This is a genomic window from Jatrophihabitans sp., from assembly GCF_035474675.1.
Classification (GTDB): domain Bacteria; phylum Actinomycetota; class Actinomycetes; order Mycobacteriales; family Jatrophihabitantaceae; genus Jatrophihabitans_A.
This window is the reverse complement of record NZ_DATINC010000151.1, coordinates 1-13,764: the sequence shown is the minus strand read 5'-3', so window position 1 is coordinate 13,764 and position 13,764 is coordinate 1. Positions and strand designations below refer to the sequence as shown.

The window sequence follows — 13,764 nt, the reverse complement described above, 5'->3', positions numbered from 1 at the left end:
CGAGGTTCCAGAACTCCATGTACCGGTCCTCGTCGACCTCCGGGCCGCCTTCGGCTCCGTAGTCGGGACCGCGGTCGATGTACAGCTCGCTGCACGGACCGCACGGCCCGGGAATGCCCATCGACCAGAAGTTGTCCGCCTTGCCGCGCCGCACGATGCGATCCATCGGTAGCCCGATCGAGCGGTGCCAGATGTCGATCGCCTCGTCGTCGTCGAGGTAGACCGTGGCCCAGATCCGGTCGCCGTCCAGGCCGTAGCCGCCGTCGGCCACGGAGCTGGTGGACAGCTCCCAGGCCATCCGGATCGCTTCTTCCTTGAAGTAGTCGCCGAAGCTGAAGTTGCCGTTCATCTGGAAGAACGTGCCGTGCCGGGTGGTCTTGCCCACCTCCTCGATGTCGAGGGTGCGCACGCACTTCTGCACGCTGGTGGCGCGCGGCCACGGCGGCTCGAGCTGGCCGGTGAAGTAGGGCACGAACTGCACCATGCCGGCGTTGACGAACAGCAGGTTGGGATCGTCGAAGGGCAGCGGTGCGGCCGGGACCAGCTCGTGCCCGTGGCGGACGAAATGATCCACGAAGCGCTGGCGTACCTCGGCGGTTTTCACGGCTCTCCCTGTCGGATGGAGTGGTCTTCGATTTCCATTGTCTCGGATCGCAGCCAGTGCTTTCCATTCGGGCCGCACGGGTCACGGGTGGGCAACGAATCCGGCGGTATGCAACGGATCGTCCCCGGTCGGCGTCTTCTTGCTGACAACGGAGGTGACCATGGCTCGCAGGCCGGCGTCGGGGACCAGGGGCAGGTCCGGCTACCGGATGCTGCTGGCGACACTGCTGGCCGCGCTCGCCCTTCCGCTGGCCGGCTGCGGGTCCGGCCGGACCGGAGCAGGCGAGGTGGTGACACCGCGCGGCGAGCCGGCCGCCGCGCTGGCCCGCTGGCGCTCCTTCCCGGCCGATGCCGACCCCAGGCCACTGGTGCTGGTCTACGGCCTGGTGCGCGATCCGTCCTCGGGATTCACCGGCAGCGGGGACAAGGACGCCTACGGCGCCGGTGCCTTCGACGTGGCAGTGACGCTGCCGGCAGGGCCGGCGACCGTGGACGGCTACCCCGTGGTGCCGGCCAGGGAGGCGGTCGACCGGTTGCGTGCCACCGCCTGGCCCGACAGCACCTCGACCACCCGGCTTCGGATCGTCTCGGCCACGCTGGGCCGGGTCGAGTTCGGCACCGACCGCGGCCTGCGCCGGCTGCCGGCCTGGCGGTTCGGCATCGACGGGGTCCGCGATCCGGCGTGGGTGCTGGCCGTCGACTCTCCGGCACTGTGGCCCTACCAGCCGGACTGGGCGCAGAACCCGAACTCCCTCGGTGCGGCCCTGCAGCCGGATGGCCGGACGGTGTCCTACGACTTCACCGGCGGCCCGGACAATCCGGGGCCCTGCGGCGCCCAGTACGCCGCCAGCGCGAAGGAGTCCGCCACGGCGGTGGTGATCGAGGTGCGGCAGGTGGGAAAGCAGCAGGCTGAACCGCAGCCGGAAGGCGATGTGGTGGTGGCGTGCGAGGCCATGGGTTACCGACGGACGGTCACGGTGCAACTGGCCGCGCCGCTCGGTGGCCGGGTACTGCTCACCGCGGACGGCGCTCCGGTCTCGGTCACCAGCTCCTGACTCGCCGAAACGGATCGTTTGTCGGGATGCGCCGCGGGCTGCGCCGATAGGCAGCGACAGCGGAACGGATCGCGAGTACCGTCTGCTGGTCATGGCGGGGTCGCAACCGCGCACCGACCGGGTCCTGTCGCCGACCCGGGTGCTCGCCGCCGTCATCATCCCGTTCCTGGTGCTGGCCTACGCGGTGCTGTACCCGTGGCCCAGCGACACCAAGCGGCTGTTCGCGTGGCAGATCAAGCCCAGCATGTCGGCGATGGTGCTCGGCGCGGTGTACCTCGGCGGCGCCTACTTCTTCCTCCGCGTGGTGCGGGCCCGGCAGTGGCACACGGTCGCCGGCGGCTTCCTGCCGGTCGGCACCTTCGCCAGCCTGATGGGCATCACGACGATCCTGCACTGGGGCCGGTTCCTGCACGGCAACCTGGCGTTCTGGCTATGGGTCGGGCTGTACTTCAGCACGCCGTTCCTGGTGTTCGCCGCCTTCGTCCGCAACCAGCGGGAGTACCCGCCGAGCACCGGCGGGAACGATGTGCTGCTGCCGCCGGTTGCCGCCGGCTCCATCGTGGTCGCGGGTGCCCTGTCGCTGGCGATGAGTGCTTACCTCTACCTCTTTCCGCACCAAGCGATCAGTTTCTGGCCGTGGCAGCTGACACCGCTGACCGCGCGGATGCTCGGCGCGATCTTCGCCCTCGGCCTCGCCGGCCTAGGTGCGGCCCGGGAGCGGCGCTGGAGCGCGGCCCGGGTGCTGCTGCAGGTCGCCTGCGTGATGCTGGTGCTGATCCTGATCGCCGGAGTGCGGGCGTACCGGGAGTTCGATTCCGGCAACCCGCTGACCTGGCTGTTCGCCGCCGGGTTCGTCGGCACCACGGTGGCCGCGATGCTGCTCTACGTCCGGATGGAGGCCCGCGCCCGGACGGTCGCCGCGCCCAGCCGGTAGGCCGCGCCCAGCCGGTAGGCCGCGCTCAGCCGGTAGGCCGCGCTCAGCCGGTAGGCCGCTCCCAGCCGGTAGCTGTCCAAGAGCGACCGGACGCACCGGCAGCGGAAGAATGCTTGCCGTGACCACCGAACAGAACCTGGAACTCGGGCTCGCTCGGCACCGTGCCGAACTGCTCGCGCACTGCTACCGGATGGTCGGCAGCTACTCCGAGGCGGAGGACCTTGTCCAGGAATGCCTGCTGCGGGCCTGGCGCAGCCGCGCGGACTTCGACGAGCGGCGGGCCTCCTGGCGGACCTGGCTGTACCGGATCGCCACCAACCTCTGCCTGGACGCCCTCCGCAGCCGGCCACGGCGGGCGTTGCCGGCCGGTCTCGGCCCGGCGTCTGAGGATGCCCTGGCGCCACTGGCCCCGTCCTGGGAGATCCCGTGGCTGGAACCCATCCCGGCCGCCGGCTATGCCGCGGACCCCGCGGTGGTCCTGGAGGCGCAGTCAAGCCTGCGGCTGGCGCTGGTCGCCGCGTTCCAGACGATGCCGCCCAAGCAACGAGCGGTGCTGATCCTTCGGGACGTGCTCGCGTTCACCGCCGAAGAGACGGCCGGCGTGCTGCAGACCACGGTGGCCGCGGCCAACAGTGCCTTGCAGCGGGCCCGCGAGCGGCTGGGGCAGGAGTCGATAGTCGACGAGGCGCTCACCGGTCCGGCGAACGTGCCGGCGATCATCGACGAGTACGTCCGGGCCTTCGAACGGGGTGATGTGGCCGGCATCGTGAAGCTGCTCAGCGACGACGTTCTGCTCGAGATGCCGCCGGTGGACCTGTGGTACCGCGGCGTGCCGAACTACCGGGCGTTTATGGAACGGGTGTTCAGCCAGCGTGGATCGTCGTGGCGCACGGTGCGTACCGAGGCGAACGGCCAACCGGCCTTCGCCGCCTACTCCCGGGGACCGGACTCGGAATTCCACCTGCATACCCTGCAGGTTCTCGAGATCGTCGGCGGCCGGGTCCGGCGCAACGACGTGTTCGCCGACCCGCGGGTACTGCGCAGCTTCGACCTGGCGCCGGTCCTGCCAGCGGGCTGAGACGGAGCACGGCGCCGCCGGCACGCCCCCGAGAACGTGCCGACGGCGTCGAGGAGATCAGTGCGCCGGGGCGTTTGCGTAGGCCGCCACCAGCCAGCGGTCGGCCCGCCTGGTCAGCACCCAGGTGGCGTAGCGCTCCCGCTCGGCAGGCAGCGAGTCCTCGCCGGCCATCAGGATGCCGGCCCTGCTCACCACGATGGCGGTGTCCCCGAGGATCCGGATGGACAGCGGCTCGTCGATGCCCCGGGATCCTTTGAGCGGCCCGGCGAATCCCGAGCCCATGTGCTGGGCGACGGCCTTCTTGCCCTGGTAGTAGGTGCCCGGCAGCACCACCGTCGCGTCGTCGGCGTAGAGCTCGGCGAAGGCGGCCCCGTCGTTGTCGGCCCAGGCCTGGTAGACCTGGTCCAGGGTGTCCTGAACTCCGGCGACGTCGCTGGAGGTGTCCGTGGTGCTGGTCATCAGCCGGTCCAATCCGTGGTGTCGGGTAACGGTCACCAGTACCTACGTTCGAGCCGTCCGGAACTCATCGGTCGGGCCGGGTATCAGCTCGCGACGGCAGACCTGATCGTCTCCGACGCCGCGGTCGGCTGCACGGTCGACGTGCGGGGTGAGCTGCCGCGCCGACGCCAGGTACTCGTCCAGGGTGGGACGTGGCCTCAGCGGGCGATGAAGATGTACTCGTCGACGTTGCGGCGCTCGGCCGCGCTGTGGGTGCCGAAGTGGTAGCGATGGTCGATGCGGCGCACCTCGACGTCCTCCTTCACCCCGAGCAGCAGCTCCCGGATGACGTCGGCCTCGGGCAGCGCGTTCGAGCTGTAGGACAGCACGATGGCGCTCTCGGAGAACTGTTCGAACGTCGCCCGCAGCGCGTCGACGATGCGGTTTTTGTAGGCGAACGGGGTGAACTTCTTGGCGATCTTCTTCGTCACGGTGTCGTGCATGATCGGCTGCCCGCGCCAGTAGCACGACAGCCCTTCCAGGAAGTGGTACCGCTTGATGTAGTCGGCGTCGTCGGTGGGCGGTGCGTACGGCGGGTCGAGGTAGACGACGTCGTAACCGGCCGGGTCGAGATCGGCGATGTCGAGATTGAGGGAACGGTTGCGCTGCCCGTTGCTGAACACCACCGCGTTGTAGTCTGCCGCCCGCTCGCGGAAGTGCTGGCGGATCGGGATGCGCAGGTCGCGGCGGCCGTCGTCGTAGCGGCTGCCGGTGAAGGTGAACACCCCGCGCGGCTGCTTGCGGGCCGCCGACAGCGCCAGGGTGGCGATGGCGAGGGCGCGCTTGTGCCCGGTCATCCGGTCGATGTGCGACCAGGCCGAGTCCAGGAAGCGGAGGTCGTCGTCGTCGAAGAAGACGCCGGTGTAGGTGTCGCGGATGAAGGTGTGCTGCCGGTCCGCCGGCCGGCCGCAGATCCGGTCGATGTCGGCGCCGCTGAGCCGGGTGGCGTGGTTGACCACGGTGGCGCGGGTGATCGCGGCGGGGAACTGCAGGAAGTCGTTGCTGGTGACCTGGTAGCCCTGCGCCTTGAGCAGGTAGGAGACCACCCCGGAGCCGCTGAACGCGTCCAGCGCGGTGCTGCCGCCCACCTCGGCGAAGGCGGCGGCGAGGTGCGGAAGCAGCTTGTACTTCGAACCCATGTAGCGCAGCCGGGGGAACCGGTTGGCGCGGGCGAGGGCGGGCAGCACGTCGGGTCCCGGGGTGCTGGCGGGGAGCGCGGTCACGCCGGTCTGCTCACGGGCCGGACCCTATCCGGGAGATCCCGGGCGGGGGAGGTGCCGCTCCGGATTCGGTTGCAAGTTCGGCCGCATGGTTGCGCAGGGATGTGACCTGCCGTGGGATGCGCCAGCTGGTGGCCAGGGGCAGGATCGAACTGCCGACCTACCGCTTTTCAGGCGGTCGCTCGTACCAACTGAGCTACCTGGCCGTGCACCCGCGTGCTGCAACTGCGAGCGGAGGGAAGTCTACCCGAGCGGGTCCGGCCGGCCGGCACGGATATCCGGCCGCAGCGTCCGGGCCGCCGCGGCGTACCGGTCCCAGATCACCTCGACCAGGTTCGGGTGGGCTCCGATCGGCCCGCTGACCCGGTCCGCACCCAGCTCGGTCCGGGCCAGGTCGGCCAGCCGGGCGGCGAAGTATCCCGGCGCCAGCAGGTAGCTGGCCACCGCGATCCCCGCCGGCAGGCCGTCGTGCCACCGCGGATCGGTCAGGAACCGCGGGTAGACCGGGCAGCCGGCCTGCTGCTCCAGCTGGGCGGCGGCCACTGCCAGGTTCTCGGCGGCCTCCGGATCGCTGGACCCGGAGCCGACCAGGGCCACGCCGGCCGGCGGCGGGCCACCGGCCTCGCGCAGCCGGTCCAGCACCGCCGCGGCGATCCGCGGATCCGGGCCGAGCTGGCCGGCCACCGCGGTCTGCGGCCGGCCGGCCACCGCCGCGGCGATGTCGGTCTTGACGTGGTAGCCGGTGGACAGCAGCAGCGGCACCACCACCGCCGGGCCGGGGTGCCCGGCCAGCACCTCCGGCAGCAGCGGCTCGGCCAGCTCCAGCCAGCACAGCCGCACCGCGGCTTCCGGACGGGCCTGCCGGACCAGCTCGACCAGCCGGCCGATCTCGTCGATCCCGGCCGGGTCGCGGGTGCCATGTGCCACCGCGACCAGCGCAGGTGCCGGGTGCTCGCTCACCCGGGTCAGCCTAAACCGGCTCCTGGCGTGGGGCCCTCCGGAGAAGCATGGCCCCGCCAGAGAGGAGTGGAGCTGTCCGGAGAAACAGAAATCCGGCTCCCTCTTCGAAGAGGAAACCGGACCTGATGTGCGACCCCGACGGGACTTGAACCCGCGACCTCCGCCGTGACAGGGCGGCGCGCTAACCAGCTGCGCTACGGGGCCTGGACAGTCATGCACTGGTGTGCCAGACCTGTATTTCACTGACTGGCCGGCGACGATGCCCGGCCAACCTGCAGAACGATACTACCTTGACCGGAGGGCCCGGTCGGACGGTGCCTGCTGCGTACCCCCAACGGGATTCGAACCCGTGCTACCGCCGTGAAAGGGCGGCGTCCTAGGCCACTAGACGATAGGGGCGGAGAGAAGAACAGCCGTTCCAGTCTAGCCAGCGATCCCGCCGGCCCGGCACCGGGTTGCCGGTGGCGCCGCCCGGCTCCCATCCGCCTTGATCCGTGCAGCATCCGGGCCGGTCAGCACCAGCTGCACCACCGTCTCGGGCAGGTCCAGCTGGTCCACCCGGCCCGGGCGGTACCACTCGGTCAGCGAGTTGATCATGCCGAAGATCAACCGGGTGGCGACGGCGGCATCCAGCCCGGGGTCCACGTCGCCGTGCCGCTGGGCCTGCAGCACCAGGTTGGCCACCAGCTGGTCGAACTCGCGCCGGCGGGCCAGCGCGGCGAGCTCGGTGGGGCTGTTGCCCCGCACTCGCAGCAGCAGCGTGACGTAGGGCAGCTCGTCGAGCAGCACCCCGACGGTGCTGCGGATGACGCAGGTCAGCCGGTCCACCGCCGGCCCGGTGGTCGCGCCGGGCAGGGTCAGCACCGCGAACAGGCCGTCCAGCGCGCGGTCCAGGGCCAGGCCCAGCAGCTGCTCCTTGCCCTGCACGTGGTGGTAGATCGAGGACTTGCTCAGCCCGGCCGCAGCGGCCAGGTCCTCCATCGAGGTGCCCTCGTACCCGCGGCTGGTGAACACCGTGACCGCCACGTCCAGCAATGACTCGGTGGTGTAGGCGGGACGGTTGCCCCGCATCCGCTGCGGCTTGGCCGCGGGGCCGGCGGGGCCGGCAGAACCGGCCGGCGCCGGGGTCGCGGCGGGCTGCGGCCCCCGCTGGGACAGCGGCCGGGTCAACGGGCCTTGGCCTCGGACGAGAGCAGCTCGTAGCGCGGATTGGCCAGCGCCAGGTGGCCCTTGTACTCGCCGACCGTGCCGGTCACCCGCACCTTCGACCCGGGTTCGATGCCCGGGATCCGGGTACGGCCGAAGAACAGCAGCCGCATCCCGCCGGTGGCGTCGAAGACCTGGGCCTCCAGCGACTTGCCAGCGGTGGTGCCCACCTGCACGATCTTGATCCGGCCCTCGATGGTGACCCGCTGCTTCCACCGGACCGCCGCGATCGGCAGCACGCCGTTCTCGTCCGGCTCGATCTCAGCGGCCCCGTCGGCCGGGCCGGTCCCGTCCGGCGAGCCGGTCGCGTCGACCGCCGGCGAGCCGTCGGGCGAGCCGGGCTCGGCGCCGAGCGCGGCCCGGGCCTTGACCTTGGCGCGCTGGCGCTCCAGCTCCTGCTCCTGCGCCTCGTTCAGCGTGGTGTCGAACGGCACGATGGTCGCCGACACGTGCGGCAGCTTGGCCATCGCGGCCGCGATCCGGTCGGCGGTGCGGTCGTGCAGGATGCGCTGGGAGACCCGCTTGAAGGTCCGGCGGGGCAGCAGCACGGTGACCTCGGCCCGCTCGCCCACCACCGCATTCAGCGCCGTCTCGGCCACCGCCCGGACCAGCCGGCGGTCCGGGCACTCGACGACCTCGAGCGGCACCCGGTCGCCGAGGCCGCGCTCGATCCAGGACCGCTCCAGCTCCGCGGCCCGGTCGCCGTCGAGGGAGATGTGCACCGCGCGCAGCTCGGTGGGACGCAGGCTGCCGGCATACCGCAGCCCCCGGACCACGGCCAGGTCCAGCCGGTCGACCAGCACCAGCACGATGTGGCGGGGGTAGTGCGGCAGCGCCGCGCCCTTGCCGAGCGCGTTGGTCACCAGGTTCAGCGCCCGGGCCTCGTCGCGGTACTGCTGGTTGAGCCGCATCAGCGTGAACCACATGATCGGTGCCAGCACCAGCACCAGCCAGGCGCCCTCGGTGAACTTCACCACGGCGGTGATCAGCACGATGGTCAGCGACAGGCCCCCGCCCGAGGCGTTGATCCACCACTTCTGCTTCCAGCCCGGTTGCTTGTGGATGGTGTGGTATTTCGCCATCCCGAAACCGGCCAGGGTGAAGCCGGTGAACACCCCGAGCGAGTAGAACGGCACCAGCTTGTCGACGTTGGCCTTGCCCACGATCAGCAGCAGGATCGACAGCAGGGTGAGGATGAAGATGCCGTTGGAGAAGGCCAGCCGGTGGCCGCGCCGGGTCAGCTGCCGCGGCAGGAAGGAGTCCTCTGCCACGAAGTTGGCCAGGAACGGAAAGCCGGTGAACGGGGTGTTCGCCCCTGTCACCAGGATCAGCGCGGTGGCGATCTGGACGATGACGAACCCGAGGTCGCCGAACGCCCCGTTGCCGAACGCGGCCCGGGCCACCTGCGAGATGACGGTCGGGGTGCCGCCCTCGAACGGGGCGGCGTGCGTCTGCATCGACAGCCACCCGACGCCGCAGACCAGGAACCCCAGCATCGCCGACATGATGCCCAGGGTGCGGCGGGCGTTCGGCCCGGGCGGCGCCTTGAACGCGCTGACCCCGTCGGAGATCGCCTCCAGCCCGGTCAGCGACGCGCCGCCGTTGGCGAAGGCCTTGAGCAGGTAGAAGATCGCCAGCGAGGAGAAGATCGCGTGCCCCTCGTCGTGGATCGGCAGCTGGTGCTCCCCGCCGACCACCCGCTCCATCCCGTACTTGGGCAGGTCGCCGACAATCTCGCGCACGATGCCGATGATGATCACGATCGTCACCGAGCTGAAGAAGAAGTAGGTGGGGAAGGCGAACGCCTTGCCGGCCTCCCGGATGCCGCGCAGGTTGCCGTAGGCCAGCAGCAGAATGACCACGATGCAGAGCTCGACCCGGTACTGGCTCAGCTCGTGCACGGTGGAGGTGATGGCGGCCACCGCGGCGGCCACCTGCACCGCCACCGTGACGATGTAGTCGATCAGCAGCGCCACCGCCGCGATCTGGGCGGTGCGGTAGCCGAAGTTCTCCCGGCAGACGACGTAGCTGCCGCCGGCCCGGGTGTAGACCATGACCACCTCGCGGTAGGACAGGGTCATCAGGATCAGGATCACCAGGATGACCGCCGTCATCGGCGCCAGGATGTGGAAGCCGGCCAGCCCGAACACGCCGAGCAGCACGATCAGCATCTCTTCGGTGCCGTAGGCCGAGGAGGAGATGCAGTCCGAGGACAGCACCCCGAGTGCGGTCTTCTTCGACAGCTTCTCCTCGTGCAGCTGCGCCGACACCAGCGGCGGGCCGAGCAGCACCCGCTTGATCCGGTAGCCCAGCCGTTCGGGAACCGAGACGCTGGCAGCCAGCGCGGGCGCCGCTGCCTGATCGGTTCGAGGCGGCTGGACGGAGGTCATGGGTGGAAGGCTACGACGTTCTTCTGACGTTCCGCAGGCAGCGTGGTCAGCCGACCACCGGCCGCAGCACCCCCACCGGCCGGCCGCCGCCGAGCACCGGCGCGCTGGCCAGCTCGTCCAGGGCGGCCGCCGGCACCCCCAGCTGCCGCAGGCCGGCCACCACGGCGAGGTCGGCCGCCCGGGCGGCGCCGTCGTCGATCTTCACCGCCACCGCGCCGCCGTCGGGCAGGGCGGCGGCGAACACCCCCTCCGCGCCGTCCTTGGCGATCAGCCCCGGCACCGCCTGCATCAGCCGGGTGGCCGCCCGGCCGGTGCCGCCCACCAGGTCGGGATGGGCGCGCAGCGCCTCGGCCACCCGGCGCAGCTCCGCCCGGCCGGTGGCGATCCGGGTGAAGGACCGGGCCAGGCCCGTCAGAGTGGTGGCGAACAGCGGCGCGCCGCAGCCGTCCACCCCGGTCACCGGAATGGGCCCGCCGGTCAGCTCGGCCACGGTGGCGGCCAGCAGCTGCTGCAGCGGATGGGACGGCGCCAGGTAGCCCGAGACCGGCCAGCCGTTGCGCAGGCAGGCCAGCAGCATCCCGGCGTGCTTGCCCGAGCAGTTCATCGCCAGCCTGGTCTCGGCCCGGCCGGCCATCAGGTGGGCACGCCGCTCGACCTCGCCGAGCGGCAGGTCGGGCGGGCACTCCAGGTCGTCCTCGGAGAGGCCGGCCGCCCGCAGCTCGTCGGCGATCAGCTGCTGGTGCTGCGGGGAGCCCGAGTGCGAGGAGGCCGCCAGTGCCAGTTCCGCGGGCCCGAGGTCGGTGCCGGCGCGCAGCAGGCCGGCCGCCTGCAGTGGCTTGAGCGAGGACCGGGCGAAGATCGGCTGGTCCGGCTCGCCGGCGGCGAACCGGACGCTGCCGTCGCCGGCCAGCACCAGCAGGTGGCCGGTGTGCACCGACTCCACCACGCCACTGCGTTCCAGCTCGATGAGCGGCACCCCGCCGCGAAGTCGGATCACGCCACGATTGTGTCCGATGCCCCGGCCGTCACCGCACCGGGCGCATGCCCAGCAGCCGCAGCTCGCCCAGACCCGGCCCGTCCTTCTCGACCACCGCGGTGATCCAGCCGCCGTCACGTCCGTGCTGGCGCAGCCTCTCGGGGTCGGCGGGCAGGTCGACCGGGCCGAACTCGCGGTCCTCCCACTGCATCCGGGCCCGGTAACCGGCCTCGGCCAGCGTCCGCACCGAGCCGCCCTCGGCCAGGGTGTCCCGGCAGGCGGTGAGCGTGGCGATGGCGTCGTCGAGCGCGCCGACCAGGGCCGGGTTGCCGTCGCACCAGGTCGCCACCAGCTCGGGCCGGGTACGGGCCACCCGGCTGCCGGAGGTGTAGGAGCCGGCGGCCAGCGACAGCCCCAGCTGACCGCCGTGCAAGCCGGTCAGGGCCAGCGCCTCGGCCAGCACGTGCGGTAACCCGATCATCCGGGCGACCGCGGCGTCCTGCTCGGCCGCCGTGGTGGGCACCGGCTTGGCGCCCAGGTCGCACAGCAGCACCGCCAGCGACAGCCAGGCCTGCAGGTCGGTGTCCGGTTCCAGCACCAGTGCCCACGGCGCGTCCCGGAACAGCAGCGGGTGGCCGGCCAGGAAGCCGGAGCGCTCGGTGCCGGCCAGCGGGTGGCCGCCGACGAACCGGACGCCGGGCAGCCGGCTGCGTACCGCCCGCAGCACCGGTTCCTTCAGGGTGCCGACGTCGGTGACCACGGTGCCGGGGGCGAGTTGCTTCTCGATGGCGGCCAGCGCACCGTCCAGGGCCGGCAGCGGCATGGCCAGCACCACCAGGTCGGCTCCGGCCACGGCTTCGGCGGCGCTGGCCGCGACGGTGTAGCCGGTACCCCGGGCAGCCGCCGCCTCGATCGGGTCGGGGTCGTAACCGGTCACCCGGTACCCGCCGTGGGCGAGCGCTTGCACGATCGAGCCGCCGATCAGGCCCAGGCCCAGAACGGCGATGCTCTCGAAGGAATCCGGCACTCTTCGAACGTATAGCCGCCAGCGCCGGGGTACTTACGGTTGGTAGCGCAGCGTGACCGTTCCGATGCCGGGCCGACACCCGATAGGAACGAAGCCGGCGGCCCGGGTGATCTGCGCGACGGCCGGCGCAGTGGCATCCCAGGGCTGGGTTGGGCTTTGTTGCGCCACCGATCCGTGCCAGGATCTGCACGTCAGTATCGCTGTATCAATCGGCTCGACACCGTTTCGAAACAGGCGGGCGGAGGGGCTGGGTCATGGGACGAGGCAGTTACGCGGTAGCGGCATTCCGCGAGGGCGGCGTCTGGCGCTGCGACGCGCTGCCCTCGGCCGTGCTGGACGACCTGAGCGTGCTGCTGTCGGCGCTGCGCAGCCAGCCACCGGAGGGTGGGCCGTTCGTGATCGCCAGCGTCGACGACGAGTTCTTCCTGATCGCCCGCTCGCACGGTGCCCGGATCGACCTGCTGCTGTCGGACCTGACCGCCTCGGTGGAGTTCCCGCTGGCGGCCCAGGTGCTCACCCGGCTGGGGGAGGACCCGCCCGAGGACGACGAGCTGGACGAGGTGTGGCCGATCGGCGAGCTGGATCTGTTCAGTGACTTGGAACTCGGTGAGGACGAGATGGAATCCATTCTTGACGACCTGGATGCCTATCCCGAGGACATGCTCGACCTGGTGATCCAGCGGATCGGGTTGGAGGACGAATTCCGCAGAGCCCGCTCGGCCGGGCAGGTGGCCCGGTGAGCTACGTCGCGCTGGCGCTGCTGGGCAAGGGCCGGGCCCGGCCCGGCTGGTTGCTGGAAGAGGTCGACCTGGACGGCTGCGAGTCGATCGACGACGTCAGCGACGTGCTGCGCGACTTCGACCAGCCGGTCCGGCTGCTGGCCGTGGAGCAGGACGACGAGTACGCGGTGCTGGCCAGGCTGGATGCCGCGGCCGACCAGGCGGCCGAGCCGATCCGGGTGTTCCTGTCCAACGGGCACGCCGCCGACGACTACCCGCTCGCCCAGCTGTTCGCCGACGGGCTGGACGAGGTGGGCGGCGACCCGCTGGACGGCGACGAGGACGCCCCGGCGGGCGCGCACGACGCCGCCCCGTTCGGGGATCCGCAGCTGCTGGCCGACCTTGGGATGCCGGCCACCGAGCTGATCGAGCTGGCGGTGCACGAGGGCACCCTGCCGGCGGACCTGATCGAGACGGTGTGCGAGCGGCTGGGCTGCCTGGGCGAATTCGAGGCTCTTCGCGGGTGAGCCGGCCGCCGGAGGCTGCCGCGGTTGCCGGCGTCCACGACGCGATGGGCCTTGCCCTGGCGGAGGCCGCCGCGGCGCTGGCGGCCGGCGAGGTGCCGGTGGGCGCGGTGGTGCTCTCGGCCACCGGCGAGCTGCTGGCGACCGGGCACAACCTGCGCGAGCGCAGCGCCGACCCGACCGCGCACGCGGAGGTGCTGGCGCTGCGCCGGGCCGGCGAGGTGCTGGGGGACTGGCAGCTGACCGGCTGCACCCTGGTGGTCACCCTGGAGCCGTGCACCATGTGCGCCGGTGCCCTGGTGCTGGCCCGGGTCCGCCGGCTGGTCTTCGGCGCCTGGGACGACAAGGCGGGTGCGGTCGGCTCGCTGTGGGACGTGGTGCGCGACCGGCGGCTCAACCACCGTCCCGAGGTGCTGGCCGGTGTCCGGGCCGGCGAGTGCGGCGCGTTGCTGACCCGGTTCTTCGCCGAGCGCCGGTGACGGTATTGTCGTCGGCGGTGGCGTGTCCGAGCGGCCGAAGGAGCACGCCTCGAAAGCGTGTGAGGTGAAAGCCTCCGTGGGTTCAAATCCCACCG

14 protein-coding genes and 3 tRNA genes are annotated in these 13,764 nt (G+C 71.5%); 6 read left to right on the top strand and 11 right to left on the bottom strand.

The window, feature by feature from the left end; all coding sequences use genetic code 11:
* On the bottom strand, positions 1-604 hold a 604-nt coding region (locus tag VLJ82_RS17755), incomplete at its 3' end, for an alanine--tRNA ligase-related protein (RefSeq protein WP_408664691.1).
* A gap of 160 nt (positions 605-764) precedes the next feature.
* Here VLJ82_RS17755 and VLJ82_RS17750 point away from each other — a divergent pair.
* The 3 genes from VLJ82_RS17750 (at position 765) to VLJ82_RS17740 (ending at position 3,670) form a co-directional block, all read left to right on the top strand.
* Positions 765-1,658 carry a hypothetical protein gene (locus VLJ82_RS17750; RefSeq protein ID WP_408664690.1) on the top strand — a complete coding sequence of 298 codons (894 nt, stop codon included), beginning with the start codon at positions 765-767 and terminating at the stop codon, positions 1,656-1,658.
* Positions 1,659-1,749: 91 nt separating this feature from the next.
* Entirely contained in the window at positions 1,750-2,592 is an 843-nt protein-coding gene (locus VLJ82_RS17745) for a hypothetical protein (protein ID WP_408664689.1), read from the top strand.
* Positions 2,593-2,710: 118 nt separating this feature from the next.
* A complete protein-coding gene (locus tag VLJ82_RS17740) occupies positions 2,711-3,670 on the top strand; it encodes an RNA polymerase subunit sigma-70 (protein WP_408664688.1) in 960 nt (319 codons plus the stop codon).
* 57 nt (positions 3,671-3,727) lie between these two features.
* On the opposite strand, the gene VLJ82_RS17735 is transcribed toward VLJ82_RS17740, so the two are convergent.
* The 10 genes from VLJ82_RS17735 to VLJ82_RS17690 all read right to left on the bottom strand — a co-directional run bounded on the left by VLJ82_RS17735 (position 3,728) and on the right by VLJ82_RS17690 (position 11,947).
* The gene (locus VLJ82_RS17735) at positions 3,728-4,129 is read right to left on the bottom strand and encodes an SgcJ/EcaC family oxidoreductase (protein ID WP_408664687.1); all 402 of its coding nucleotides are present in this window, start codon (positions 4,127-4,129) and stop codon (positions 3,728-3,730) included.
* 197 nt (positions 4,130-4,326) lie between these two features.
* The gene (locus tag VLJ82_RS17730) at positions 4,327-5,307 is read right to left on the bottom strand and encodes a DNA adenine methylase (protein WP_408664693.1); all 981 of its coding nucleotides are present in this window, start codon (positions 5,305-5,307) and stop codon (positions 4,327-4,329) included.
* 210 nt (positions 5,308-5,517) lie between these two features.
* Positions 5,518-5,594 (bottom strand) — tRNA-Phe (locus VLJ82_RS17725).
* A 37-nt stretch (positions 5,595-5,631) separates the two neighbouring features.
* A complete protein-coding gene (locus VLJ82_RS17720) occupies positions 5,632-6,348 on the bottom strand; it encodes a sirohydrochlorin chelatase (protein ID WP_408664686.1) in 717 nt (238 codons plus the stop codon).
* A 130-nt stretch (positions 6,349-6,478) separates the two neighbouring features.
* Positions 6,479-6,552 (bottom strand) — tRNA-Asp (locus VLJ82_RS17715).
* Between the two features lie 122 nt (positions 6,553-6,674).
* A tRNA-Glu gene (locus VLJ82_RS17710) sits at positions 6,675-6,747 on the bottom strand.
* 24 nt (positions 6,748-6,771) lie between these two features.
* Entirely contained in the window at positions 6,772-7,419 is a 648-nt protein-coding gene (locus VLJ82_RS17705) for a TetR/AcrR family transcriptional regulator (protein WP_408664692.1), read from the bottom strand.
* A gap of 95 nt (positions 7,420-7,514) precedes the next feature.
* Positions 7,515-9,944: an amino acid permease gene (locus VLJ82_RS17700; RefSeq protein WP_408664685.1), complete on the bottom strand. Its 2,430-nt coding sequence runs from the start codon at positions 9,942-9,944 to the stop codon at positions 7,515-7,517.
* A 46-nt stretch (positions 9,945-9,990) separates the two neighbouring features.
* Entirely contained in the window at positions 9,991-10,941 is a 951-nt protein-coding gene (locus tag VLJ82_RS17695; RefSeq protein ID WP_408664684.1) for an asparaginase, read from the bottom strand.
* Between the two features lie 28 nt (positions 10,942-10,969).
* Entirely contained in the window at positions 10,970-11,947 is a 978-nt protein-coding gene (locus VLJ82_RS17690) for a prephenate dehydrogenase/arogenate dehydrogenase family protein (protein WP_408664683.1), read from the bottom strand.
* A 254-nt stretch (positions 11,948-12,201) separates the two neighbouring features.
* On the opposite strand from VLJ82_RS17690, the gene VLJ82_RS17685 reads away from it, so the two are divergent.
* Genes VLJ82_RS17685 through tadA form a run of 3 tightly spaced genes read left to right on the top strand, consistent with a single transcriptional unit; the run spans position 12,202 to position 13,669 of the window.
* On the top strand, positions 12,202-12,687 hold the full coding sequence (locus VLJ82_RS17685; RefSeq protein WP_408664682.1) for a tRNA adenosine deaminase-associated protein: 486 nt from the start codon (positions 12,202-12,204) through the stop codon (positions 12,685-12,687).
* Positions 12,684-13,193, top strand: a complete 510-nt coding sequence (locus tag VLJ82_RS17680) for a tRNA adenosine deaminase-associated protein (protein ID WP_408664681.1) — start codon at positions 12,684-12,686, stop codon at positions 13,191-13,193. The genes VLJ82_RS17685 and VLJ82_RS17680 overlap by 4 nt, the downstream gene beginning before the upstream one ends.
* On the top strand, positions 13,190-13,669 hold the full coding sequence (gene tadA, locus VLJ82_RS17675; RefSeq protein ID WP_408664680.1) for a tRNA adenosine(34) deaminase TadA: 480 nt from the start codon (positions 13,190-13,192) through the stop codon (positions 13,667-13,669). The genes VLJ82_RS17680 and tadA overlap by 4 nt, the downstream gene beginning before the upstream one ends.
* The last annotated feature ends 95 nt before the right edge of the window (positions 13,670-13,764 follow it).